General features: G+C 34.1%; 22 protein-coding genes, 2 tRNA genes and 3 pseudogenes. 17 read left to right on the forward strand and 10 right to left on the reverse strand.

The genetic code is table 11. The annotated features are described in order from the left end of the window. Together TY19_RS16215 and TY19_RS11700 are read left to right on the forward strand one after the other, a co-directional pair. Nucleotides 1-288, forward strand: a pseudogene (locus TY19_RS16215) (IS982 family transposase); the annotation flags it as partial. 12 nt (nucleotides 289-300) lie between these two features. Then, nucleotides 301-516: pseudogene (locus TY19_RS11700) on the forward strand (transposase); the annotation flags it as partial. Nucleotides 517-664: 148 nt separating this feature from the next. On the opposite strand, the gene TY19_RS14135 reads toward TY19_RS11700, so the two are convergent. Together TY19_RS14135 and TY19_RS11705 are read right to left on the reverse strand one after the other, a co-directional pair. After that, on the reverse strand, nucleotides 665-880 hold the full coding sequence (locus TY19_RS14135; RefSeq protein WP_102035393.1) for a hypothetical protein: 216 nt from the start codon (nucleotides 878-880) through the stop codon (nucleotides 665-667). Nucleotides 881-1,219: 339 nt separating this feature from the next. Beyond that, nucleotides 1,220-3,073, reverse strand: a complete 1,854-nt coding sequence (locus TY19_RS11705) for a leucine-rich repeat domain-containing protein (protein ID WP_079979237.1) — start codon at nucleotides 3,071-3,073, stop codon at nucleotides 1,220-1,222. A gap of 177 nt (nucleotides 3,074-3,250) precedes the next feature. Here TY19_RS11705 and TY19_RS05400 point away from each other — a divergent pair, with 177 nt between their 5' ends. Next, nucleotides 3,251-3,808, forward strand: a complete 558-nt coding sequence (locus TY19_RS05400) for a transposase (protein ID WP_226988486.1) — start codon at nucleotides 3,251-3,253, stop codon at nucleotides 3,806-3,808. Between the two features lie 1,186 nt (nucleotides 3,809-4,994). Here the strand turns inward: TY19_RS05400 and brnQ are convergent. Continuing rightward, complete coding sequence (brnQ, locus tag TY19_RS05405) at nucleotides 4,995-6,176, reverse strand: branched-chain amino acid transport system II carrier protein (RefSeq protein ID WP_011175317.1); 1,182 nt, start codon at nucleotides 6,174-6,176, stop codon at nucleotides 4,995-4,997. Nucleotides 6,177-6,679: 503 nt separating this feature from the next. Here brnQ and rpe point away from each other — a divergent pair. The 7 genes and pseudogenes from rpe to TY19_RS05440 all read left to right on the forward strand — a co-directional run bounded on the left by rpe (nucleotide 6,680) and on the right by TY19_RS05440 (nucleotide 12,039). Further along, a complete protein-coding gene (gene rpe / locus TY19_RS05410) occupies nucleotides 6,680-7,411 on the forward strand; it encodes a ribulose-phosphate 3-epimerase (RefSeq protein ID WP_042280778.1) in 732 nt (243 codons plus the stop codon). Between the two features lie 37 nt (nucleotides 7,412-7,448). Next, a complete protein-coding gene (locus tag TY19_RS05415; RefSeq protein ID WP_011175319.1) occupies nucleotides 7,449-8,003 on the forward strand; it encodes an elongation factor P in 555 nt (184 codons plus the stop codon). Between the two features lie 243 nt (nucleotides 8,004-8,246). Next, nucleotides 8,247-8,312 (forward strand): annotated as a pseudogene (locus TY19_RS26810) (DUF924 family protein); the annotation flags it as partial. 81 nt (nucleotides 8,313-8,393) lie between these two features. Then, on the forward strand, nucleotides 8,394-8,906 hold the full coding sequence (gene accB / locus TY19_RS05425) for an acetyl-CoA carboxylase biotin carboxyl carrier protein (protein ID WP_042280782.1): 513 nt from the start codon (nucleotides 8,394-8,396) through the stop codon (nucleotides 8,904-8,906). A gap of 9 nt (nucleotides 8,907-8,915) precedes the next feature. Beyond that, nucleotides 8,916-10,277 carry an acetyl-CoA carboxylase biotin carboxylase subunit gene (gene accC, locus TY19_RS05430; RefSeq protein ID WP_039357747.1) on the forward strand — a complete coding sequence of 454 codons (1,362 nt, stop codon included), beginning with the start codon at nucleotides 8,916-8,918 and terminating at the stop codon, nucleotides 10,275-10,277. A 344-nt stretch (nucleotides 10,278-10,621) separates the two neighbouring features. Next, the gene (locus tag TY19_RS05435) at nucleotides 10,622-11,332 is read left to right on the forward strand and encodes a hypothetical protein (RefSeq protein WP_042280784.1); all 711 of its coding nucleotides are present in this window, start codon (nucleotides 10,622-10,624) and stop codon (nucleotides 11,330-11,332) included. 29 nt (nucleotides 11,333-11,361) lie between these two features. After that, nucleotides 11,362-12,039: a hypothetical protein gene (locus TY19_RS05440; protein WP_042280786.1), complete on the forward strand. Its 678-nt coding sequence runs from the start codon at nucleotides 11,362-11,364 to the stop codon at nucleotides 12,037-12,039. Nucleotides 12,040-12,099: 60 nt separating this feature from the next. Here the strand turns inward: TY19_RS05440 and TY19_RS05445 are convergent, their stop codons facing one another. The 4 genes from TY19_RS05445 to TY19_RS05460 form a co-directional block, all read right to left on the reverse strand. Beyond that, a complete protein-coding gene (locus tag TY19_RS05445; protein ID WP_039357756.1) occupies nucleotides 12,100-12,780 on the reverse strand; it encodes an LOG family protein in 681 nt (226 codons plus the stop codon). Between the two features lie 266 nt (nucleotides 12,781-13,046). Continuing rightward, nucleotides 13,047-14,003: a YitT family protein gene (locus TY19_RS05450; RefSeq protein WP_052354805.1), complete on the reverse strand. Its 957-nt coding sequence runs from the start codon at nucleotides 14,001-14,003 to the stop codon at nucleotides 13,047-13,049. 130 nt (nucleotides 14,004-14,133) lie between these two features. Further along, a tRNA-Asp gene (locus TY19_RS05455) sits at nucleotides 14,134-14,207 on the reverse strand. A 12-nt stretch (nucleotides 14,208-14,219) separates the two neighbouring features. Then, a tRNA-Val gene (locus TY19_RS05460) sits at nucleotides 14,220-14,292 on the reverse strand. Nucleotides 14,293-14,525: 233 nt separating this feature from the next. On the opposite strand from TY19_RS05460, the gene TY19_RS05465 reads away from it, so the two are divergent. The 3 genes from TY19_RS05465 to TY19_RS05475 all read left to right on the forward strand — a co-directional run bounded on the left by TY19_RS05465 (nucleotide 14,526) and on the right by TY19_RS05475 (nucleotide 17,855). Continuing rightward, entirely contained in the window at nucleotides 14,526-14,936 is a 411-nt protein-coding gene (locus tag TY19_RS05465) for a hypothetical protein (RefSeq protein WP_011175327.1), read from the forward strand. 17 nt (nucleotides 14,937-14,953) lie between these two features. After that, nucleotides 14,954-15,580 carry an exopolysaccharide biosynthesis protein gene (locus TY19_RS05470; RefSeq protein ID WP_039357766.1) on the forward strand — a complete coding sequence of 209 codons (627 nt, stop codon included), beginning with the start codon at nucleotides 14,954-14,956 and terminating at the stop codon, nucleotides 15,578-15,580. A gap of 307 nt (nucleotides 15,581-15,887) precedes the next feature. Next, nucleotides 15,888-17,855 (forward strand): hypothetical protein, encoded by a 1,968-nt coding sequence (locus tag TY19_RS05475; RefSeq protein ID WP_042280788.1) that lies wholly within the window; start codon nucleotides 15,888-15,890, stop codon nucleotides 17,853-17,855. A 157-nt stretch (nucleotides 17,856-18,012) separates the two neighbouring features. On the opposite strand, the gene TY19_RS05480 is transcribed toward TY19_RS05475, so the two are convergent. Next, on the reverse strand, nucleotides 18,013-18,900 hold the full coding sequence (locus TY19_RS05480; protein ID WP_079979235.1) for a methionyl aminopeptidase: 888 nt from the start codon (nucleotides 18,898-18,900) through the stop codon (nucleotides 18,013-18,015). Between the two features lie 284 nt (nucleotides 18,901-19,184). On the opposite strand from TY19_RS05480, the gene TY19_RS05485 reads away from it, so the two are divergent. From TY19_RS05485 to xerD, 3 genes are all read left to right on the forward strand, one after another. Continuing rightward, nucleotides 19,185-20,786 carry a glucose-6-phosphate isomerase gene (locus tag TY19_RS05485; RefSeq protein WP_039357773.1) on the forward strand — a complete coding sequence of 534 codons (1,602 nt, stop codon included), beginning with the start codon at nucleotides 19,185-19,187 and terminating at the stop codon, nucleotides 20,784-20,786. 100 nt (nucleotides 20,787-20,886) lie between these two features. After that, the gene (locus tag TY19_RS05490) at nucleotides 20,887-21,408 is read left to right on the forward strand and encodes a hypothetical protein (protein ID WP_042280789.1); all 522 of its coding nucleotides are present in this window, start codon (nucleotides 20,887-20,889) and stop codon (nucleotides 21,406-21,408) included. A gap of 5 nt (nucleotides 21,409-21,413) precedes the next feature. Then, complete coding sequence (gene xerD / locus TY19_RS05495; protein WP_042280790.1) at nucleotides 21,414-22,289, forward strand: site-specific tyrosine recombinase XerD; 876 nt, start codon at nucleotides 21,414-21,416, stop codon at nucleotides 22,287-22,289. Between the two features lie 18 nt (nucleotides 22,290-22,307). Here xerD and TY19_RS05500 read toward each other — a convergent pair whose 3' ends face one another. Next, entirely contained in the window at nucleotides 22,308-22,739 is a 432-nt protein-coding gene (locus TY19_RS05500) for a hypothetical protein (protein ID WP_042280791.1), read from the reverse strand. 283 nt (nucleotides 22,740-23,022) lie between these two features. After that, nucleotides 23,023-23,343, reverse strand: coding sequence for a hypothetical protein (locus TY19_RS05505; RefSeq protein ID WP_042280792.1), 321 nt, complete (start codon nucleotides 23,341-23,343; stop codon nucleotides 23,023-23,025). A 339-nt stretch (nucleotides 23,344-23,682) separates the two neighbouring features. Here TY19_RS05505 and TY19_RS05510 point away from each other — a divergent pair. Then, nucleotides 23,683-24,059: IS1 family transposase (locus TY19_RS05510; protein ID WP_042280793.1), on the forward strand; the 377-nt coding region annotated here is incomplete at its 3' end.

A 24,059-nucleotide genomic window follows, 5' to 3' on the forward strand; every position in this document is an offset into this window, starting at 1 on the left:
ACGATTTTGCTTCTCTTTCATCGCTCCAATGACAGAACATTTAAGCACTTTTACTTAAACCATGTAAAAACAACTTTAAAATATTTATTCTCTCATCTTGTTGGGTACTCAAGATTTGTTCAACTCAACTCTGAAGCATTTTTTCCTATGTTTTGCTTGATTCAAGAACATCAAGGGATCTGTGAAGGGAGACTCTACAGTATTAACAATTTGCCTACGTCAAGCATGCCTCTTCCCATCGTGTCTTTAAAGAGCCACGTTAAAGGGGGAAAAACAACCGTTGGCTAGTTCTTTGGGTTTAAGCTCCATCTTGTGATTAATCACCACGCAGAAATTGTAGCATTTAAGTTGACAACTGGCAAACTTGATGATCGCAAACCCGTTCCAGAAATGGTAGAAGGGATGAAAGGAAAAGCATTCGCAGATAGAGGGGATATTTCAGAAAAACCGACTTATATTTTAATGCAAAAGGGAATTCATCTTTTCACAAAAGTAAAGAAGAAGATGAAAAATTAATGAATCACGTTAGTGGATAAACTCATGCTAAAAAAAGGGCTATGATTGAAAGTGTGAATCATCTGTTGAAAAATAGCTGTCAGATAGAATATCATCGGCACCCAAGCCGATGGAATTTTCTTAGCAATCTGATGGCAGGTCTTGCTAATTATTGCTTGAATCCATCCAAGCCTCGCCTGTTCTTTTCAAATACAGAAATCGAAGCTGCTAAGCTCCTAGAATATTTTTGAGGGTTTCTTACGTTAAACTGGTGTAGATTTAGATGTTGTAAAGCGGTTAAAGGTGTCAAATGGACTAATCCTGCAACAGTAAGATCAAAGCACCCACTCAGATTTAGATACTGCAAAGCGGTTAAGAGAGTCAAAAGGGTTAGCTCAACATCAATAAGATTGTAGTAATAGTTTAGAACTTAATATTATAAAGTCATCAAAGCTATCAAATGCGTTAATCCATTGTTAATAAGCTTAACGCAAGAGTTCAAATCGAAATACTGCAAAGCTATTAGGGCACTTGAGGCCCTAATAGCTTTGCAGTAGTAGGTATTGGCAAGACCTCAGATTCAACAACTTTTCCCAGAGACAACTATTTCTCTGTTTAAAGGTTTGCTCTTCTTCCATTTTAATTAACCAATGGATGGCCTCTCACAGATCCTTTCAGATTTTTCTATTTTTGCCTTTTTAACATCTGATTTGCATAAACGTCATTAAGGTAAGCTATCCAACCTTATTTTTAAATTGAGCGAAGCTGTTAAATTTTCAAAACGTGCTAATCCTGCATTGGTAAGATGCCAGCATTCGCTTAAATCTAAAACTTGCAAAGCCGTTAAGGGTGTTAAATGGGCTAATCCATCATCGGTAAGGTTATCGCAAGAGACTAAACCTAGATACTGCAAATTCGTTAAAGGTGTCAAATGGGCTAATCCATCACCGGTAAGATTTTTACAGAAGCTTAAATTTAGAGTTTGTAAAGCCGTTAAGGATGTTAAATGGGCTAATCCTGCATCGGTGAAATTATTATTATCATAAACGCTTAAATCTAGATGTTGCAAACTCGTTAAAGGTGTCAAATGGGCTAATCCTGCATCGGTGAAATTATTATTATCATAAACGCTTAAATCTAGATGTTGCAAACTCGTTAAAGGTGTCAAATGGGCTAATCCTGCATCGGTGAGTTTCTTACAGCCACTTAGATTTAGATGCTGCAAAGCCGTTAAGGATGTTAAATGGACTAATCCAGCATCGGTGAGATTCTCCCACTCGCTTAGATTTAGATGTTGCAAAGCCATTAAAGGTGTCAAATGGGCTAATCCTGCATCTGTGAGTTTCTTACAATCGCTTAAATTTAGATGCTGCAAAGCCGTTAAGGGTGTCAAATGGGCTAACCCTGCATCGGTGAGATGTCCGTAATTATTTAAATTTAGATGCTGCAAACCCGTTAAAGGCGTCAAACGAGCTAATCCTGCATCGGTGAGATTCTCACAATCGCTTAAATCTAGATGTTGCAAAGCCGTTAAAGGTGTCAAATGGGCTAATCCTGCATCGGTGAGATTCTTGCACCTGCTTAGATTTAAATGTTTTAAAGCCACTAAGGGCCTCAAATGCGCTAATCCAGCATCTGTGAGATTACCACATCCGCTTAGAGTTAGATGGTGCAAACCCCTTAAAGTTGTCAGATGGGCTAATCCAGCATCGGTAAGATCCACACAGTCGCTTAGATCTAGATGCTGCAAACCCGTTAAAGGTGTCAAATGCGCTAACCCATCGTCCGTAATAGCCTGACACACCTCTAAATGAAGCACTTTTAAGTTTTCACAATTTTTTAATGCTAAAAGATGGGCATCGATCAAATAAATATTGGTTGAAAAATCCAGAGCTTCTATCTCTTTTGAGAAATGATTTATAATCCTTTCAAACTCCGCTAACCGAAAAGTCTGGTTTAATAATGTGCTCACAACAGTCAATTCTAAATAATTCTTCAAATTATTTAATTGACAGCGACGTGCGAAATTTAAAAGCTCTTTTAATCTGACTAAACTTTCTTCAGTGGAACTAAATGGTTCAAATCTCTGAGATTTGTACCCATCTATCAGCTGTTTTTCTAAATTCTTTGCCACTTCTGTCAATTCATAATAATCAGCGAGTTGAATGGCTGAAGTGATTTCTTCTAAGGGAACTTTAAAGTTAGCGTCCATCAGGCAATCGAGCAAAAGTGTAAAGTCTTTTTGTGTTAAAGCGAGAGGATGTTGCAGGGTTTCTTGAAATTGCCCCGACCACAGATTCTTAAAGTAGTGTGATTTTTCCCTTAACAAAGCTAGCTGAGAGTGAGAAATAGTTAGAAAAGTTCCCTCGTGAAAGCTCAGTTGAATTTCTTCAGATGAAGGTGAAAGAGCGGGAGCTAGAATTGTTGGTGCACTAGTTTCTTCTAGATTAGGCAAAGGATTGTCTAGGGGAGCATTTTCATTCTCAAGTTGATTGTTAATGTCTTGAGGGGGATAGTAAGATGGAGTCGTTGTATTGGCGAGGTAACTGTGACTAAACCCTAAATTAGAAATATTCAAAATGACCATCCCAATGAGTAAAATAAATTTTCATTTATAAATATTTTAACAATATGGCGTATAGATAAAAATTATTGCAATATTAATAAGTTAAAATAAGCAGTCAAATTTTAAGAGAAAGTTTCATTTTATCAATAAAAATCCATTAAAAATTAAATAAGAGTCAGTATAGTTCAAATATATAAACTCCTTGGTTTTGAATGTTTTGCCTACGTCAAGCGAGCCTCTTCCCATTTAAAGAGCCACGCTAAATGGGGAAAAACAACCGTTGGCGGGTTCTTTGGGTTTAAGCTCCATCTTGTGATTAATCACCACGCAGAAATTGTCGCATTGAAGTGGACAACTGGCAAACTTGGTGATCGCAAACCCGTTCCAGAAATGGTAGAAGGGATGAAAGGAAAAGCATTCGCAAATAGAGGGTCTATTTCAGAAAAACTGACTCATACTCTAATGCAAAAGGGAATTCATCTTTTCACAAAAGCAAAAAAGAAGATGAAAAATAAATGGATCACGTTAGTGGATAAACTCATGCTAAAAAAGAGAGCTATGATTAAAAGTGTGAATCATCTGTTGAAAAATAGCTGTCAGATAGAGCATCATCGGCACCGAAGCCGATGGAATTTTCTTAGCAATCTGATGGCAGGTCTTGCTAATTATTGCTTGAATCCATCCAAGCTTCGACTGTTCTTTCCAAAGACAGAAATCGAAGCCGCTAGGCTCCTAGAATATTTTTGAGGGTTTCTTACGTTAAACTGGCGTTAATTTAAATTGAGGAATTTATGCCAATTCTATTTGTTCGTCTTTAATAAAAATTCTTTTTTAAAAATCCTGTATTGAATGATTTTCCAATTCATTTGACGGTAAGATTGAATAATTCCTTTTTTCACTTAACAAGCCATTTCGAAAATCTTTTTCAAGGCATATTTGATTGTTGATAATTTTCCGCTATAAAAAATTTCATTTTAAAAAGTACTCTCTATTTTGAATATTTCCTTCCTGTTTGTACGTTGAGCATTAATGTTTTATTTAATCATCTTAAAACACTATTCACTTTTTTCCTCCTATTGGGTATCTAGATTCAGATTCATAAAAAGGCGACTTATTTAAAAAATATATTTTGATTTGAAATTTATTAGTAGAAGCCAAAATTTGTCCAGCTAGGGTGATGAATAATGGTTGGATAAATTTTATATCATGATACCCGGTTAAATTAATTGATTGTGTGAGTGAGAGAACTTTTGCCAGTTGTGTTGAATAGACGTTAAGTGGATAAAAGGAGAAGAAACTTATTCGTAACTAAGGTTTAAATGGATTTTACTTCATATGGGGAATTGGAGAAAGAATGAGAGGGAGAATTCAGTGGCAGAGAAGGGGATCTGATATACGGGTTAAATTGAAAGAAAAACTTTGAGGGATTTTAGTCTATGTTTCTTCATCCGAAAAGTTAGATTTACTAGATAGAGAATAGATAAGAGATAAAGATTGAGCTAGTGTGAATGAATAGACAATTTTTTGGGATGACGCAAAATCAAATTTTATTTTTCCCTATGACAAGAGGACAAGGGGTATTTTGTTTGGGAATTGAACAGGAGAGGAAAAAATGAGAGAATAGCTATAAAAACATTTTTTACGATAGATTCATTAAAATTTTGAGAATTGGTTAATTTGGCTAGAGGAAAAATGAAAATAAAAAGGAGAATTTTTATTTCCAGAAAAGTTTATATTAAACTTTTTTATTTAAATAAATTCAATGGATTCTAGGCAAATAAACCCAAAATTCGAGTTAGTTATCATGCTGAAATGATTATTATTTTGAAAACCGCATGAATATAAAGTGAAATTTAGAATATCGCGCATTTTATTTGAAGATAATGAATTTAAATCAGAGCTGCGAAAACAACTCTGATTTAAGCGATAAGTATTACTTTAAGTAACTTGAGGCATGGTATAAAAGCGATAAAGCAAATATACTAAATACAGGTATTTTAACTGGTTTAAAGTGAACAAGTTTATAACCGATATTGACGATACATAAAACAATTAATGCAGGATAACAAACTTCTAAAATAGGAGCTAAAAAAGCAATAATTCCTGTAAAATTCAATGTTGAAAAAATGAAAGAAACAACTAGAGTGAGAATGAGAGAGTTATGATAAGAAATTTTTCCTTTAGAAACATCAAAATGTAAAAATTCTGCAAAAACAACCGCAAGTGCAATGGCTGTAGTTAGACAGGCTAATGCAACGGCAATCGAAGCGACAATTCCTGCATTCGGACCTAAAATTTGATGAGATAAAGTTGCTAAAACTTGTTCTTTAGAAACTTCAGCGAGATTTTCGCTGTTATAGGCAGCAACATAGCTAAATCCTAAGTAAACCAAACCTAGCAAAAATGCCCCAATACAGCTAGCTTTTAGAGTTAATATTATCATTTTTTTATAATTAACATGCTCATGCGTTTGTGGTTCAACTCCTTTTTTCAAGCAAGCTAGTACGACTGAACAAAAAAAGAATGCTCCTAAAAGATCCATTGTTTGGTAGCCTTCTTGTAGTCCTACTAAAAATGTCTCATAAGGTTGATGAATTGAAGCAGGCAGACCATTTGCTTCCCAAAAACCCTTTAAAATAATAATAAGCAAAGAAAATAAGAGAAAGGGAGTTAAAACATACCCTAATACATCGATAATGTTATTTTTGCGAAAAGTGAATAAATAAATTAAAATACAAGAAATAATACTAAAAGGAATCAGTTCTAAATGAGGGATAGCAAGACTAATCGTAGAATAGGAAAGAGCGATACATCGTGGTAAAGCTCCAAATGGGCCAATTAATCCCATGATAGTAAGAGCTATTAAAAAACCAGGAATCTTGCCTAAACGATTAAAAAAAGCTCGGTAATTTCCGTCAAAAAGAGTCATTGCAATCAGACCGAGAAAAGGAACTCCGACAGCTGTAATAAGAAGTCCAATAATAGCATATATATTTTGATCTTTTGCATGTTGCCCTAATGCGAGCGGAAATACAACATTTCCTGCTCCAAAAAACATTGAGAACATAGCAAGGCCAGTCGCTAAAGTATTTGACCTTGGTGAAGGTTTTTTCATATATTTCCTTTAATTTTCACTCTGTAAGATGAGTTTATCGATAAAAAATCAAAATAGTTTAATAATGGTAACGGATCACAATGAATTAATTTAAAATGGATAGGTGGAGATAAAAACAGTCGTATGTATATGTGCGCTTAGCGCACAATAATGACATGAAGGAGAGAAGAGTTTAAAATAAATTTTAAGTGCAACATCTGAAAAATATTGTTAAATTTAGTAAATAATTTAATGTTTCAAGTTTTTAAAGTCAACGTCGAATTGCTAAGTAAATACTTAGTGATTTATTTTCTATTCTAAATACCCAAATCTTTCTAGGGGTAAAAATATTTTTGGGAATAACAATCCTTACTTGAATTTATTTAGCTGGTACAGCAAGAAAAAAAAATTCAAAGCAAAAATTATTGATATTCAATGATATTACTGTATGATCTTGGTATCATCTTGACTTTTGATCATCGAACGGAGTATGAACTTAGGTAATTTTAAGAAATGGATAAAATATGAAAAGAGAACTGCAAGCTGTTAAAATTGCTCCATCGATTTTAGCGGGAGATTTCGGACATCTAGCAGATGAAGCTAAAAAAGCTGAGCAAGCAGGAGCAGATTCACTGCACTTAGATATTATGGATGGACATTTCGTTCCAAATTTAACGATGGGTTCTCAAGCAGTCGCTGCTATCAATCGAGCAACAGATTTGTTTTTAGATGTTCATTTAATGATTTATAACCCATTTGACTACATTGAACGTTTTGTCCAAGCTGGAGCTGATAGTATTACTTTTCATATGGAAGCAACAGAAGATGTAGAAGAAACACTGGCTTATATTCGAAAATGTAATATACGAGCAGGTTTGGCATTCAATCCAGAAACATCTGTTTCTATGATACCTAAATATTTAGATAAATGTGATATGATTCTCTTGATGACTGTCAATCCAGGTTTTGGAGGACAAAAATTTATCGAAAAAGTGCTAGATAAAGTGCAATTTACAAGAGACTTGTGTAACCAGCTTAATATTCGAGCAGGGGGAGTGACCCTTAAAGATAATTCATCAACGGGTCATCAACTTCCTCCTTTTGATATTCAAGTCGATGGAGGGATTACTCATTTGAATGTAAGACGTTGCGTAGAAGCGGGGGCAAATGTTATTGTGGCAGGGACAAGTCTTTTTAAATCTCCAAACTTTGCCGATGCAATAAAGCAAATGCGGCAGTCTGCCGAAGGTCATTAAAAAATTAATAAATTGTTAACAGATAACTGTAGGAATTATGGCGACAAGTAATCAATTGACTCCAGGAATGACACTTTCCATTAACAACAAACTTTATCGTGTTGAATCCAGCGTAAAAGTAACAGTTCCTAAAGGGACTCCTTTTATTAAAGCTAAACTAAAAGATTTGAGCAATAATGAAATGGTTGAAAAAAGCTTTAAGCTAAATCAACCGATTAAAGATGTGTCATTAATTGAACGTCGCTTAGAGTTCCTTTATCCTGAAGGAGATGAGTATCTTTTTTTGGATGTTGTTAATTTAGACCAGGTCCTCGTTCCAGCTGAAATCGTGAGTGGCAAAGTTAATTATCTCAAAGAAGGGGTCGAAATTAAAGCTTTTTTTTATGGAGAAACAATCTTTGCAGTCGAGCTTCCGCAGTTTTTAGAATTAATGGTTGCTAAAACGCATTCGGATGACGAAAATGATCTAGCTAATGGAGCAAAAATTGCCATTTTAGAAACAGGGGCAAAAATTGAAGTTCCACCTTTTATTGAAACAGGAGATATTATCAAAGTTGACACTAAAACTGACGAATATATTCAACGTGTTTGATATTTAAAAGTGAAAATTAAGGGAAGGATAATCAAGTGCTTATGATAAAGATAAACAGGATCCATTCATTGATTATCGAGTTTATATTAAGTCTAAATGAAATATTTACAGAAACGGCTCCTGAAGCTATTTTATTAAAACAAACTGAAATTTTGACTTCGACAATCTCAGCGAAATTGATTCTTGAGCAAAATTCGCCTGCAAAGGCAAAAATTTTTAAATTTTGCCCTGAGGTAACAACAAACTATTGCTTACTTTGGTCGTTTTCCTTATCGAAATGCTATTTTAGGTCGAGATTCCGACCCTTAAAGGAAAAATTTATTCAAGTCAACAAGGGGCAAGCCCTTTTTAAGATGTTCTCATTTTTATTTAATTAGAAAGGAAATCGACGTGGAATTAAAACACATCAAAGAACTTATGGCAGTGATGGGGCGAACAGGAACAAAACGGCTCCAACTTAAACAAAATGAATTCGAATTAATACTCGAACGACAAGAGAATGGGCATGGACGATCAATAACTGATTCCACACTAATCGATTCAGAAGAACAAATTAGAACATATTTACAACAACGTACGGATCAAGCCCTTTCCCATGGTGCCGAAATGCCAACTGCTCGCCCTCCAATTCCTATTGCTGTTGAAGCTCCCAAAGTCGATACTAATAGCCTTTATGTCACATCTCCTATGGTAGGAACTTTTTATGGAGCCCCTTCACCTGATGATCCAAGTTTTATCAAAGTGGGAGATCGAATCGAAAAAAATAGTGTGGTTTGTATTATCGAAGCGATGAAAGTAATGAATGAAATTAAAGCAAATGTCTCAGGTGCAATAGCTGAAATCTTGGTCGAATCAGGACAGCCTGTAGAATTTGGTACGAAACTTTTCCGAATCGTTGAGTAATTTTTATTTATGCAAAAAGTTCTTATCGCTAACAGAGGCGAGATTGCCGTTCGAATTATTCGTGCTTGTCACGATTTAGGTCTTCAAACTGTGGCTGTTTATTCGCAAGCAGATGCTGAAGCTTTACACGTTCTTCATGCTGACGAAGCCATTTGTATTGGAGAAGCCCCTTCCCATAAATCTTATCTTAAAGTGCCAAATATCCTTTCTGCTTGTGAAATTACCGGAGCTGATGCGATCCATCCGGGTTACGGTTTTTTAAGCGAAAATGCAAATTTTGCCTCTATTTGTGAAAGCTGTGGCTTAAACTTTATTGGACCGGCTCCCCAATCTATTGCATTGCTTGGTGATAAAGCTAAAGCTAAAGCAACAGCAAAAAAAGCTGGTTGTCCTGTTATCCCAGGCTCAGATGGAGTTGTAGTGGATATTAAAGAAGCTTTGAAAGACGCAAAAAAATTAGGTTTCCCTATTTTCATTAAAGCTGTTGCGGGAGGTGGCGGGAAAGGAATTCGGATAGCTTATAACGAAGAAGAGTTTACTAAGCTATTTGCAGCTGCACGAGCTGAAGCTGAGGTAAGTTTTGGAAATCCAGACGTCTATTTAGAAAAAATGATTATGAATCCTCGACATATTGAAGTGCAAGTGTTAGGGGATAAATTTGGTCATTATATTCATTTAGGAGAAAGAGATTGCACTACTCAACGACGCAGACAAAAACTCATTGAAGAGTCTCCAAGTCCGGTTCTCAGTCAAAAAATGCGCCAAAGGATTGGTCAAGCAGCTGTCAATGTTGTTAAAGAAGCTAATTATTTTTCTGCGGGAACAGTAGAATTCCTTTTAGACAAAGATCAAAACTTTTATTTTATGGAAGTAAATACACGTATTCAAGTTGAGCATACGGTCACAGAAGAATTAACAGGTATTGACCTTGTAATGGAACAGCTCAAAATTGCTCGTGGAGAAAAATTGATTTTAGAACAAAAGGATGTAAAATTCACTGGTCATGTAATTCAATTTAGAATTAATGCAGAAAATCCTAGCCACAATTTTGCTCCCTCTCCTGGAAAATTAGAATATTATCTTCCTCCTGGTGGCCCCCACGTTAGAGTTGACAGCGCTTGTTATTCAGGATATTCCATTCCTCCTAACTATGATTCAATGATTGCTAAATTAATCGTGAAGGGGAAAGATCGTACAGAAACTATTGCAATAGGAAAAAGAGCCCTAAGTGAATTTCATATCGGAGGGGTTAATTCCACAATACCTTTTCACCTTTATATGTTAGAAGATCCAAAATTTTTAAATGCAGATTTTGATCTGACTTATATCGATAACCTAATTGCAGAAGGTAATCGCTTTGAATTAGAATAGATATTGTCCAGTCTTTTGCTTAAAATTTATAAGAAAAGAATTCTAAAATATATTTTCCTTGTAAATTTTGAGCAAAAATATTGGATTTATTGGTTCACAATAATGCCTTTTTTGCAGAGGCTTTCAAACAAATTTTTCATTTAACTTCATTGAAAAATTGTCTTTAATTTTTTGTTTAATTAAACAACTCTTTATTATTTCTTAATTGCTTTGTAAGATATTCGTGAAATATTTAAAAAAGCTTGCATGAGAGAATTTTTTCAAAAGTAATTTTAGAAATAGGTAAAAGAGCTTTCAGTTTGATTTAAATAAACTATAAAAACTACGAATATCGAGAATTAATAATGAAAATAAAATTTTATCAACTAACTAGTGTCTTAATTGTGGCTTTTTCATGGAAATTTTTGGCTGCCGCTGAAATAGCCGAAGAGCAATTAACACCATTAGAATTATCATACATTGAAGAAAAACGGTTTAAAGAAATTCCCACAGAAGTTCATGCGCTTTTGCAGTCTACTGGACAAAATCCCATTAATTTTGATGATGAAGAGCTTCTTTACCGAATTCATAATGATGCTTACTACGCACCAATGGCTATTTCTGGAAATGCCGATGTCATTCAATTGAATGACGGTTCTCATTGGTCTGTTCATCCTTATCAAAGAGAAATAATACGTCACTGGGTACAAACAGACATCATTTTTATTAAGCCCAAATCTTCTTGTTTTTCTAACTATGCCTATGTCTTACAAAATCGATCGACTCGTGAAATTGTTGAAGTAAATTTGATTGGTGCTCCACAATCTATGGGCTCGGCTACTCGTTGGATTGTTAATCTTGAGCCTCGAAAAAAACTTATCCAATTAAATGACAATACCATTTGGCAAATTAATCAAGACGACTATACTTTTAGGAAATGGCATATAGGTCAATTAGTATTAGTCGGCGTTAATAACCATTGGCGTACTGCTCAATTCCCACATATTTTGATTAATACTGCCTTGTATGGTGTTCCTTACAGTGAAGCAGAATTTATTGGTTATCCCACTTATTAATAATAAATTAATTAGAAAGGTATCAAATAATGGATCCTATAAATATTTTCAGATCATGGACAACAACACATAGAAATGATTTTCCTTCGCACACAATTGTAACTGATGCAATTGTGGCAGTTGCAACGAGCGTAATTTCATTAACTTTTGCCGATGCTTATCAAAGACAGTCTCCTCAATTTTCAGCAATATTGAGAATCGTTCCTGTGATAGCTGTGGCTGTATGGGTAATTAGAAGACTTGATTTTAATGCTGTTTACCTATCGTCATCTTTTCCGATAGAGCTGAACACTTTCGATCAACCTCATTACCAAAGCAATCATTTTGGAAGAGTTTGGAATTGGTGTAGCACTCCATACTATTGGGCAGCCAAAAGAATGTATTTACTTCCATTTATTCCCTTTCCTGTTATCAGTTCTGTACCTAAAAATAGGCAATATGGCTATGAAAATAATTATGATGTACCAACATATTCAAGCCATTTTCCAGTAATAAGGAATAATGAAATGTATTCACTTCCTTCAAGGCGCTTTTCTGAAGTGAATCATACCCCTGCAACACCACCCCCAACTTTTCGAGGGAGCTCGTATTCATCCATGCCTTTTCCTAATGTAGCTCAACCCTTTAAGACATCAAGTGTATCAACAAGTGCGAGTTTTTCTAGAAATACGTTTGGAAATATGCAAGAACTTCCTCAAACACGTTAATTTTAGTGAATAGGGTATGCTGATATCGGCTGCTTAATACTACGAATTTTATTTAAATGTTTAAAAATTTTTTAAAGCTCGATCACGTTGATAATGACGTTCAATTCCGTTTGCAACTTCTTCTGGATCATCCGTAATTTGAAACATTTGCAAATCACAGGGAGAAATACATCCATGAGCGAGCATGGTATCTTCCATCCAAGCAACCATTTTGTCCCAATAAGCTTTACCCATTAAATAAATAGGGAAGGCTTTGATTTTTTTTGTTTGGATGAGTGTTAAAGCTTCAAATAGTTCATCCAAAGTTCCTACCCCTCCAGGTAAAAAGACATATCCTTGCGCGTAGCGAATAAACATCACTTTTCTAATAAAAAAGTAGCGAAAATTAAGTCGATATTTGAAATCGATAAATCGATTCGGTTCACTTTCAAACGGGAGATCAATCGCAAGGCCACAAGAATGGCCTTTGGATTCTTGAGCACCTTTATTAGCCGCTTCCATAATTCCCGGCCCACCTCCAGTGATAATCGCGAAGCCTTTCCGTGAAATATGTCTTGCAACATCAACTGCTAAATTGTAGTAAATAGATTCTGGCGGTAGACGAGCAGATCCAAAAATAGAAACGGAAGGACCTAGATTTGTCATTGTTTCAAAACCATCGACAAACTCTGAAATAATTCTAAAAACACGCCAAGAATCATGGGTAAAAAGTTGTTTTTCAATTTCAGGATTTAAAGCCATTGAGAACCCCCATGAATTCGTATCGCTTCGGTTTTCGCCGAAATTAATTTTGTAAATTTCTTGTTTCTGCTTCTTTTTGCCTATTTCAGTTGGTTATGTCAATAAAAAATTTGAAAGTTTATAATAGGGGGATTTATAAAGAATGAGAAAGAATTAGCTAGACGAATAAAAAGCTATTTAATCGAAAATGAATTTAGATTGACAGCGAAGTTTGACTATTATTAAATAGTTTAGCCTTTATAGATTAGAGATCCGGAAAGGCTTATTTATGCTGGAGGAGAAGAGTGTTTGTTAGTTTTAGGCATAATTCGAGAAAAAATGCGTTCCATTCGAGTTTGCTTAGCCTGACTATCTCCATGATGAGCTTTGCCATTTGCCACTTCATGAAGGTTTTCAATGGCAATAAATGCCTTAGGATCTTCTCGTAAAATCAAATCTTTGAGCTCTGCTAATTGAAGTCTTTCTGCAATGACATAAAGAATTTCACGCTCATCCCCAGAAAACCCCCCACGTCCGTACATAATAGTCAAACCCAATCCAAGTTCGTGGACAATCGCATCGGCTATTGCTTTTGATTTTGAAGAAATAATTAAAACGGATTTTGTTTCATCCAAACCGACGATCACCGAATCCATAATTTTAATCACGACAATATAAGTGATTAAAGACATGAGGGGAGGATGCCAATCTTTAAAAACAAATCCTGCTGCCCCAAACACAAAAATATTGCAAACTAAAACGACTTGACCAACAGTAAAGCCCGTTTTACGATTAATGATGATTCCTAAAATTTCAGTTCCATCCAAACATCCACCTTCGCGGATAATTAAGCCAAGACCAATTCCTAAAATAGCTCCGCCAATCACAACAACTTCTAAGCTATCTCCTCGAAACTGAATATGCAGCATATTGCTGATAAAAATCATTGAAGCAGCAAATAAAAAGGTTGCGAAAAGCATGTGAAGAACAAAGACTTTTCCAATAGATCGGTAAGCTAAAACAAGAAAGGGTAAGTTTAGGAGAATTAAAAGATAAGGAATTAACGATTGTCGAAAAACGTTTCCTAATATCATTGCGACTCCGACAATACCACCATCAATCAAATTATTTGGAATAAAAAAAACTTCTAAAGCAAAAGCGGCTAAAAATGCTCCTATGGCGATCCAAAGGTAAGTAATAATCATTGAGAGAACGGAACGTTTCGAGGGGTGAGAAACATGCATAGTGGAACGCCCTTAGAGGATGAAAAAACCTAAAACTTTAACTTCGCAAAGACAGTCATCAATAGAAAAAAGGGAATTTTAAACTTACAGATCGAAAGAATGATTGAAGCGAACTATCTTAAAAATAGAACGCGGGAGACGGGACTCGAACCCGCAACTTCCGGCGTGACAAGCCGGTGCTCTAACCAATTGAACTACTCCCGCATTTGCAAGTATTGGGCGCAAAAGGACTCGAACCTATGACCACCTGTGTGTAAGACAGGAGCTCTACCAACTGAGCTATACGCCCTGCAAAATAAGCCTAAAGATTACATGTTCAATGAATTTAGCACAAGATACTTTTTTTATAATATTTAAAATATTCATAAATTTTTAATATTAAGAAAATTATGAAATGACTGTAAAAAGTATGATTAATTTTATAACATTTATCACATGACATTTTAGATCTTTCTTTTAAAAACCTAGATTTTTAATGGCAATTTAAACATCTTTTTTTTAAATAAAACTCAGGTTATAGCCTTGAATCGTTACCGGCATGTATTTTTTTTAATAGGTTGCTTTCTTTTTTTGACTAGTTGTGGACCTAAATCTTTAGAAGATTACAAAGAAGAAGGTAAAGGGATTACTCGCTCTCTTATCCAAGAGTTGCGAGAAATTCGAAATAGAGATCAATTACTTGCTTCGACGAGCCTTTTACAAAAAAGATTTGATCAATTAGTTTTTGTAATGATTGGAGCTAGAGAATTTCAATATAAATACCCTAATATGGAATCTCATGAATTGACTCTAGCAGACCATGAACTTAGTGATAAATTAAGAATAGAATTAAACCGAATTTACCACATCGAAGGCGCTAAACAAATAATAGAAAAATGTCAAGAAATGGCCTTAAATCGTTTAGATGCTTGCGAAAAAAAATTAAGTAAATAATTTGAAGAGTAAGCCTTATGAAAGAACGGATTAATGTATTTGCTGAGTCTCTGCAAACACTACTTTTGGACGCAAAAGAGAAAGGCATGACAATTGAATCACTGATTCGTAATTTAGCTAAAAAAGGGCAAGCCGTTCTCTTGGTTTTATTAAGTCTGCCTTTTTGCCAACCTATTCAAATTCCCGGCTTTTCCACTCCCTTCGGAATTCTTCTCATATTTATTGGATTGAGAATAGGGTTTGGACAACAAATTTGGCTTCCTAGATGGATTTTAGGAAAAAAAATTCCTTATTCAGTTTTAGAAAGAATTGCAAAATTAGCATTAAAAGTAACAAATAAATTGCGCTATTTTGTCTATCCTAGGCTTCCAAATCTGGTAAAAAATCCTATTTTATTAATTTTCCATGGGCTAATGATTGCTATTTTGGGATTTGTCTTAGCTTTGCCATTACCAATTCCTTTAAGTAATATTTTAGCTGCTTATCCTTTACTTATTTTCGGATTAGCGATTTTAGAAGACGATGGTGCGGCAATTCTTATTGCCTATGGATTAAGCCTAGTATGTTTCACAATACTTGCGGGTTTAATCTGGTTAGGAAAAGAAGGAGCATCTAGTTTTTTTGATTTTTATGTCTATAGATAAAAACATACAAGCCTCTACATATTCCCTTCCTCATTCTCATAGTTTTTTATACATAAAACAAGTTTTACAAGAACTCTGTTCTGTTTTTTCTTTCTTTTTTATATAATAATCAGAAAAATGTGCATGTTTTCTCTTATTATTTATTTTATGCATATAAAAAAAGAAGAATTAAATCTTTTAATTTAAATCAGTTGAAAAAGACTTTCTTAGTTTGATTCAATAGAACTACAGCTTCAAAGTATTTTAGATTAAAGATTTAATTTTATGCGTACGCAATTAGCAGTTAATGAAATGAAGGAATCTCATTGTGAATGTTTTAGAAAAGAGAGTGGAAAATCAAGTTCAATTTTGGTCACTTTTAGGTCCATTTTTAATTCTTCTCTCGATAGCTGTTTTACTTTTTAAAGTCTCTTCACATTGGTATTTTCCTTTAAGTGCTTTAATTGGAATTCCTCTATGTGTCAAATGGAAAATAAAGGGCATGGCAGCTGCACTTGGCTGTCTGTTATCTTTTTCTGTTGTAGGCTATCTTTCGATTGATTTGGATGAGCAATTTTGGCACGTTGGAATGGCTTTAGCAATGGCCTTTTCTTTCATTGTTTTGACCCTGTCTTTAGAAGAGGTTGAGGGGTTGGTTGATAAATTACAACTTGAGTCTCAAAGCCGTTTAGACAATTTTTTACGTTTAGAGGAAAAGCTAAAGACAATGGAACATACCTGGTTTGTAGAAAAGGAATCCATTCAAGGCCAGATTATATCTCTTACAAATGATCTTACGCAAATTCAAGATGAAAAACAGACATTTTATAAGCTCGCTTTACTTTCTAAAGATGAACTTTCTCACTTCAAGAGTGAACATGACAAACTTTTACAGGAACTATTTTACAAAAAGCAGTCAATTGCTCAGTTGAATGAAAAATTGCATGATTCAGAAATGCATTTACAAGAATATATCAATACGGATTCAGCAAGTACAATTTCTAAACTTAAACAAAATATCTCTAATTTAGAAGAAGAAAAAGAACTCATTGATTCGCAATTTCAAGAACTCAAAAAAGATCATGAGCGCTTATTGGAAGTTCTTTATAAAAGCCAGCAGAATGAAAAAGAATACTTAAAACAGTGTGAAGATTCTCAAAAAGAAATCGAAAGCCACCAGATTTTAATTAAAAATTTTCATGATCAATACCAATGTTTAGAAAATGAGAAAAATGATATTCAATCCCATCTAATATCTGTGCAAACTCAATTGGAGCGAACAACTTTTCTTATTCAGCAAAATGAATCATTTATTCAAATACAAACCCATAAAATTCAACAACTAGAACAATTGTTGGAACAAAGAGAAACTGAAATTCAGTTACATGCAGAAACAAAAATTTCATTGCAAAATCAACTTGTTGGAGAAGAAATTTTAAAAAAACATGGGGAAGATTTAAAGTACAAGTTAGAGCAGCTTCAAACTCAACATGATCAAGAAAAAGACATCCTTGAACAACAGCACCTAGTTCAACAAAACCAACTACGGGGGCAGTTAAATCAATTAATGCAAGAAATTGATGATTTAAATAGTCAAACCTTAAATTACCAGGCTCAAGGCGAGAAAATTCAAAAAATTCAAGTGCAGCTTCAGTTGTCTCAAGAGTTAAATCAAGAATTAGAGCAAGATTTAGAGGAGCTTCGTGAAAAGCTTTTAACTTATAAACAAGAGCTAGATGAAACCAATCAGCATTTGATCGAAATAGATTTATTAAAACAAAGTAAGCTCGGATTAGAACAAGAATTAGGTCTGATCACTGAGCAATTGAAACAGAGTCAACAAGAAGTAGATCAGCTAAAAACTGTAGAAAACCAATTGATTTTAATGACAGAAAATAATCAGTTGCTAGAAAAAACTGTCGATCAACTTAAAAAAGAATTTTTAGAGTTACAAGAAAAAACAAGCTCTTTTCAATTATCTGAACAGCATAAAAAATTTACGGAAATTCAATTTCGTAAAATGGAAGGCCTTTATCTTCAACTTAGAAAGCAATTTCAAGAAAAATCAATGGTCCTTGACAAAACACGACAAGAGCTCTTTTTGACTCAAGAAAAAATGACTAGCTTATACAAGTCTATCGAAGAAGAACAGATTTTTGATTTTTCCGAAAATGAAAGGTTTTTGCAAAAAGATTTACACATTTTATCGGTAGAGTATGAGAAAGTCATTTCAGATTATAAGGTTGAAATAGACGAAATGTCAGATTTGATCTCCATTTTATTGAAACAATGCTAGATTTATCTCAAAACTTGAGGTTGGTTTATTCATTTAGAATCCCTATAAACTTTCAGCAGCTTTACACCAAATAGTGAGAGGTTGATTTGAGACTGAATCAAAAATTTAGCTATAAAAGCAAGAAATAACTATTGAAATTCGAATAATCTTACAAAAACTATCTTTTCCAATTTGTCAAAATTTCATGACCATCTTCTGTAACTAAAAGCGTGTGTTCCCACTGTGCACTTGCTTTCCCGTCTTTTGTTCTTGCTGTCCACTGGTCAATAGGATCAATAATTGCTTCTCTTGAACCAGCATTGATCATCGGTTCAATTGTAAATGTCATTCCAGGAACGAGAAGAATAGAATTATAATTGCGATGATGAGAAATTTGAGGTCCTTCATGAAAATTGATACCGACACCATGCCCAACAAATTGATAAACAACTGAACAGTTCTTTGAATGAGCATAATTTTCTATTACATCTCCAATTGCTGAAATGGCAATCCCTGGTTTTATTATCTCTATCGCACGCATTAAACAATTATAAGAGACGTCAACAACGAGTCGTTTTTCTGCGTCAACTTCGCCAATCATTACCATGGCACTGCAGTCGCCATAATAACCATTTAAAATGCATGTCACGTCAATATTTAAAATATCACCCTCTTTAAGAGGAATTTCATTTGGAATGCCATGGCAAATAACATCATTTAAAGAGGTACAAATACTTTTGGGAAAGGGAGGATGCCCATAATTTAAAGGAGCTGGAATCGCACCTGCAGCATCATGCAGTTTATGAGCATAATCATTGAGCTCTTGTGTTGTAACACCCACTTTTGCTTTAGCGCATGCTGCTTCTAAGATACGACTTGCTAGATGACAAGATGCTCGGATTCCATCAATTTGTTTTTGATCTTTAATAATGATGCGATGTTGGCGTAAGTATTCTTCACGGGTGCTTTCTTTAGATTTTCTTTGTGGAGAGCTTTCATTTGGATAATGACATTTTTTCCATTTTTGACCACTTCCACACCAACATATATCGTTTCTACCGATCATAAAAAATTCCTTTCTGCATTCAATCACCCTTATTTAAAATAAGAATATCTAAAAAATTATCTTTTAAGCAACCTTCATGCTAAACAAAGTTTGCAAAAAATGAGTATATGTTTCAGACAAATGAGTATATGTTTCAGACAAATGATTGCATATTTTTAATAAATTCATTAAGTTGCATAAAACATTAGAGAATTCTTCTTAGGCATAAAATGAAAAAAAAGCTTTCTCAAGGAATGCTTAAGAAAAGTTAGATAGCAACCCCTTTTTCTTATTTGGAGTTTCGCATGTCAAAAACGTCCCCATCTCATTTTTTTAATTATTCTGCTAGTAAAAAACTTCAAGAATTAGCTAAGCATCCTCTTGATTTAACTAAAGAACTTACTCCAGAAAGAGTAACACAATATGTCGCGGAAGCTGGTGGATTTAAACTACTTTACGGAACAGAAAGAGTAACAAATGATGTTTTGGCCGCGTTAAAACAATTGTCTGAAGAATCTCATGCTTTAGATAAAATGAATCGCATGCAAGATGGGGAGGTAATGAATTTTATAGAGAGGTTTCCTTCAGAAAATCGACCGGCATTGCACACAGCAACAAGAGATTTATTTGACTATCCTAGGACCGCTAAAAAAGCTCAAGAAGCGGCTCAATTGGCGAAAGCTGAACTTGAAAAACTTCGTCAATTTTTAGAAAAAAATGATCAGAATTATCATTTTACAGATCTTGTTACAGTTGCCATTGGAGGGTCTGATTTAGGGCCACGAGCTCATTATCATGCTCTGGAGCATCTTTTAAAACCTGGTCATCATGTTCATTTTATTTCCAATGTAGATCCTGATGATGTAGCAGGTGTTTTTAGAAAAATTCCTGATTTAAAGAAAACGCTTGTTGCTGTTGTTTCAAAATCTGGCACAACGCTTGAAACAGCAACTAATGAAGAATTGGTGCGCGAAAAATTTAGACAGGCGGGTCTAGATCCTAAAAAACATTTTGTTTCAATCACAATGCCTGGAACACCAATGGATAACCAAGAACAATATCTCAAAACTTTTTATATGTGGGATTGGATAGGAGGACGTTACTCAACAACTTCCATGTGCGGAGCCTTAATGTTATCTTTTGCCTTTGGAATCAATACCTTTTGGGAATTTCTTAAAGGTGCGCATGAAATGGATAGAATTGCTTTAGAAACCAATTTGAATAAAAATTTACCTTTATTAGCTGCCCTTTTAGGGATTTGGAATCGCAATTTTTTAGATTACCCTACTGTGGCTTTAATTCCCTACTCTCAAGCATTATTGCGATACACTGCTCATATTCAACAAGTAGACATGGAATCTAATGGAAAGCATATTGATCAGCAAGGGATCATGACTAACTTTCACACTGGACCAATTATTTGGGGTGAACCCGGGACGAACTCGCAACATTCTTTCTTTCAATTAATTCATCAAGGAACAGCGACGGTTCCCGTGAGTATTATTGCCTTCAAAGAAAATCTTTACGGAGAGGATCTAGAATTTCAAGGTACAACTTCTCAAGAAAAGTTATTATCAAATCTTTTTGCTCAAAGTCTTGCTTTAGCAACAGGGCAAATTTCAGAGAACCCAAACAAAACATTTTTAGGAAATAGACCGACAAATATTTTATTGGCTAAAAAACTTACTCCTTATACTTTAGGGGCTCTTCTTTCTTTTTTTGAAAATAAAGTGGCTTTTCAAGGATTTATTTGGGGAATTAATTCATTTGATCAAGAAGGGGTTCAATTAGGCAAAGTTTTAGCTAATCGTTTAATAAATGAGTTTGCTAATCAAAGAAAAAAAACAAAGCCTTCTTCTTTTGCAATTGGTGAAGCTTACTTGAAACATTTAGATCATTTTAGCTAATATAGATCTAAATCTCGGGTTTATGGCTTGGACATCATTTAAGTATTAAACTTATTGTTTTGTTTATGCGAGCTGTGAGTGAAAAAATAAATGGATGAAAATGAATTCTTTATTTCAAATTGAGATTCCTAAACGCAATGGATTATGTTCTGGTCACGCGGAAAGACTTCAAGCAGGCATGGAATATTATTCGTTAATTGTTGAAGGGGTAGATCAACAAGTGGTTCGACAAGATTTTTGTGCTGCTTGTTGGCCTCATGCAATTAAATCGGAGCTATTTTTGAAAAAAAGGGGTTTTTGGAAATCAAAAATTGAGCATAAAAAAAATGAAGTGCCTTCTTTACGTTTCGATCGCGCTTTACATCTTTTAAAAGAGCTACTTAAACAACCCTCTCAAAATGAGGAAGAAATTTTTATTTTAAGTGTATTTCTTTCTCATTCAAAAAAATTAATATTAAGACAAGAATTTGAAAAAGAAGGAAGTCAATGGGGATTATACGAAATTGCCCATCAAGATGAATTTTTGACAATTAAAATTTTCCCTCTTACCACTTTAGAAACAGAAAAAGTACAAAAAAGGTTAGCCGAAAAGTTAGGTGATGGCCAAAAAATTAAGTCTTAACATTTATGATTAGAGACTTAGAAGATTTTTTTATTTATTTAGCTTCAGAAAAAGGATTAGCTCAAAATACTTTAGAGGCTTATCAAAGAGACCTTCTCTCTTTTGTAACCTTTTTGAAACAACGTTCAGTAAATAATTGGTCAGAGATTCATCTGCAAGCTATAATTGATTATTTAGCTTTAAAACAACAACAACATTACGCCTCTGCTTCTATTTGTCGAGCTCTTATCGCCATTAAAGTTTTATTTCGCTTTTTAAAACGAGAAGGAATGATTACGACAAATATTCTTCTTCTGATGGAAACCCCTAAACTTTGGCAATTAATTCCAGATGTTCTTTCTTTAGAAGAAATAGATCGTATATTAGCCATGCCTAACATTCAAACATGGAGAGGAGCACGAGATAAAGCAATTTTAGAAACTTTATATGCTTGTGGATTACGAGTATCAGAACTTTGCCAATTGAAAATTTATGATGTGGACGATACTTTTGTGCGTGTTTTAGGAAAAGGTGGAAAAGAAAGAATTGTTCCCATCGGGCAACAGGCAATTGCAGCCATCGATTGTTATTTGTCTTTTAGAGAGGGGGGAGAAAATTCCAGAAATGAATTTCTTTTTATCACGAAAAAAAGTAAACCGCTTACTCGTGTTCTTGTTTGGAAACTTGTCAAATTTTATGCTCATCAAGCATCTATCTTCAAATCCATTTCTCCTCATACTTTTCGGCATACGTTTGCGACTCATTTATTAGATCATGGGGCAGACTTAAGGGTGATTCAAGATATGCTTGGACACGCAAGCATCAATAGCACAGATCGATATACTCATGTTAGTCAAACACGCTTACAACAAGCTTTTCAAGCTTTTCATCCGAGAAATTGAAGAAATTTAAATTTGTTGTTAAGGTACAACCGCATTCGCTGAATTAGGTTGTTGACGTTGCTTGCAGCGATGGTAAAGATATGTTCCACATTTCGCTGAATAATAAAGTGTCGCGATGACAATTGATGTTGGTAGGGTATAAACAGCAACGAATGTTCCTATACTCCAAAAAGCGATCTGTTCAATAAAGGATTTTTGAGCAGAGTAAATTATATTAACTTTTTCTACAATTTCGCGTACATGACGTTCAAGAACAATCCCTATAGTACCACCCATTAGAAAAAGATTAGGATGAAGATAAAGGAGACAAGCAACGCTAATAGATTGAATGATAACGTCTAGGGCTACACGATGAGCAATTTTCGTTGTGATGTCGGTTAAAATTTCAGCTGCCTCTATCGTTGATCCCACTAAAGTATGACTGGTATAATATTGAATTCTATCAAGCATGAATATTTCCTAATTAGAAAATGATTTAAGAGCTCAAATTATTTTAGCTAAAGTTTAAATTTTCATTATTCAATAATAAAATCGCGTTAAATTCGATGAATTGTAAGGACATTATTATATATAATTTTTAATTTTTTTGACAATAGGTATTTAATTGAACTTAAGACTTTACAAAGATTATCATATAAATAAATGCAAAATTGTGCGGTTAGTTAGGAAGTGTAAGGATAAGAGTAGGGGATGCAGATTCCCATACTCAGATCCATTTCAAATAAAAAAAATATTAGCGATCGTCTTCGCTTTCAACTTCTTCTTCTTCTTCAGTAAATTCATCTTCTAAATTACTTAAAAAAATTTCGTCCATTAAACTATTTAGTAGGGTTAAGTGAGCAGCAATATCTACTTTAGTTTTTGTATCTAATGGCTTACCAGCAGAAAGAGAAGAGGCTTTATTTTCAATAATTGTGATCACTTCTTCAACAAATTTACCAATAGGCTCTAAAGAATCATCTTCTTGAACAGCTGAACTGATATCTTGTCTCGCTAAAACTAAATCTTCTTTAATTTCGGATAATTCTGGCAATTGAATGAAATCTTGGCTCATAAGTATACACCGTCCTTTAAAAATGGGTGATTGCTAAAATTTTTTATTCTTTCTGTGTTCTTTTAATCTTATCATTTGCAGAAATCATTTCTCTGGTCTATCTGAAAAGCTTAAATTTAACACATAGATAAATGATAATAGGGTTTGACTTTAATCCATGACTTCTATTTTGACAAGAATAAAATGATAATTATTTTATTAATAGAACTAATATAAAAAAAGACTAAATCTAATAAATTTAAAATATAAATTATTTGGTAGTGCTAAATAGGTAAGGCTATTTCAATAAACTGATCTAATTTGATAGATTAATTATTCTAATTCAAGCGGAGAAGAGCAATGAGATGTACGCACTGTGGCTCAGATTTGGTAAAGAAGAATGGTTATACAAGACATGAAAAGCAAAATTTTCGCTGTTTAGAGTGTGGCAAAYAGTGGAGCGAAAACAATGAAGCTAAAATCATTAACGAACAAACAAAGGAACTTGTCAGAAAAGCTCTTTTAGAAAGGGTATCTCTTAATGGAATTTGTAGAATTTTTGATGTAAGTATGCCATGGCTGCTAGATTTTATTAATTTCATTATCAATGATTTGCCTGAGGATTTAAATGCACAAGTCACATGTTGTGAGAAAGATGAATTGGAAGTGGCTAAACTTGAAGTAGATGAGCTATGGAGTTTTGTAGGAAATAAGAAAAATGATCAGTGGTTATGGCT

This window comes from Candidatus Protochlamydia sp. R18, from assembly GCF_000648255.1.
In the GTDB taxonomy this organism is placed as follows: Bacteria; Chlamydiota; Chlamydiia; order Chlamydiales; family Parachlamydiaceae; genus Protochlamydia; species Protochlamydia amoebophila.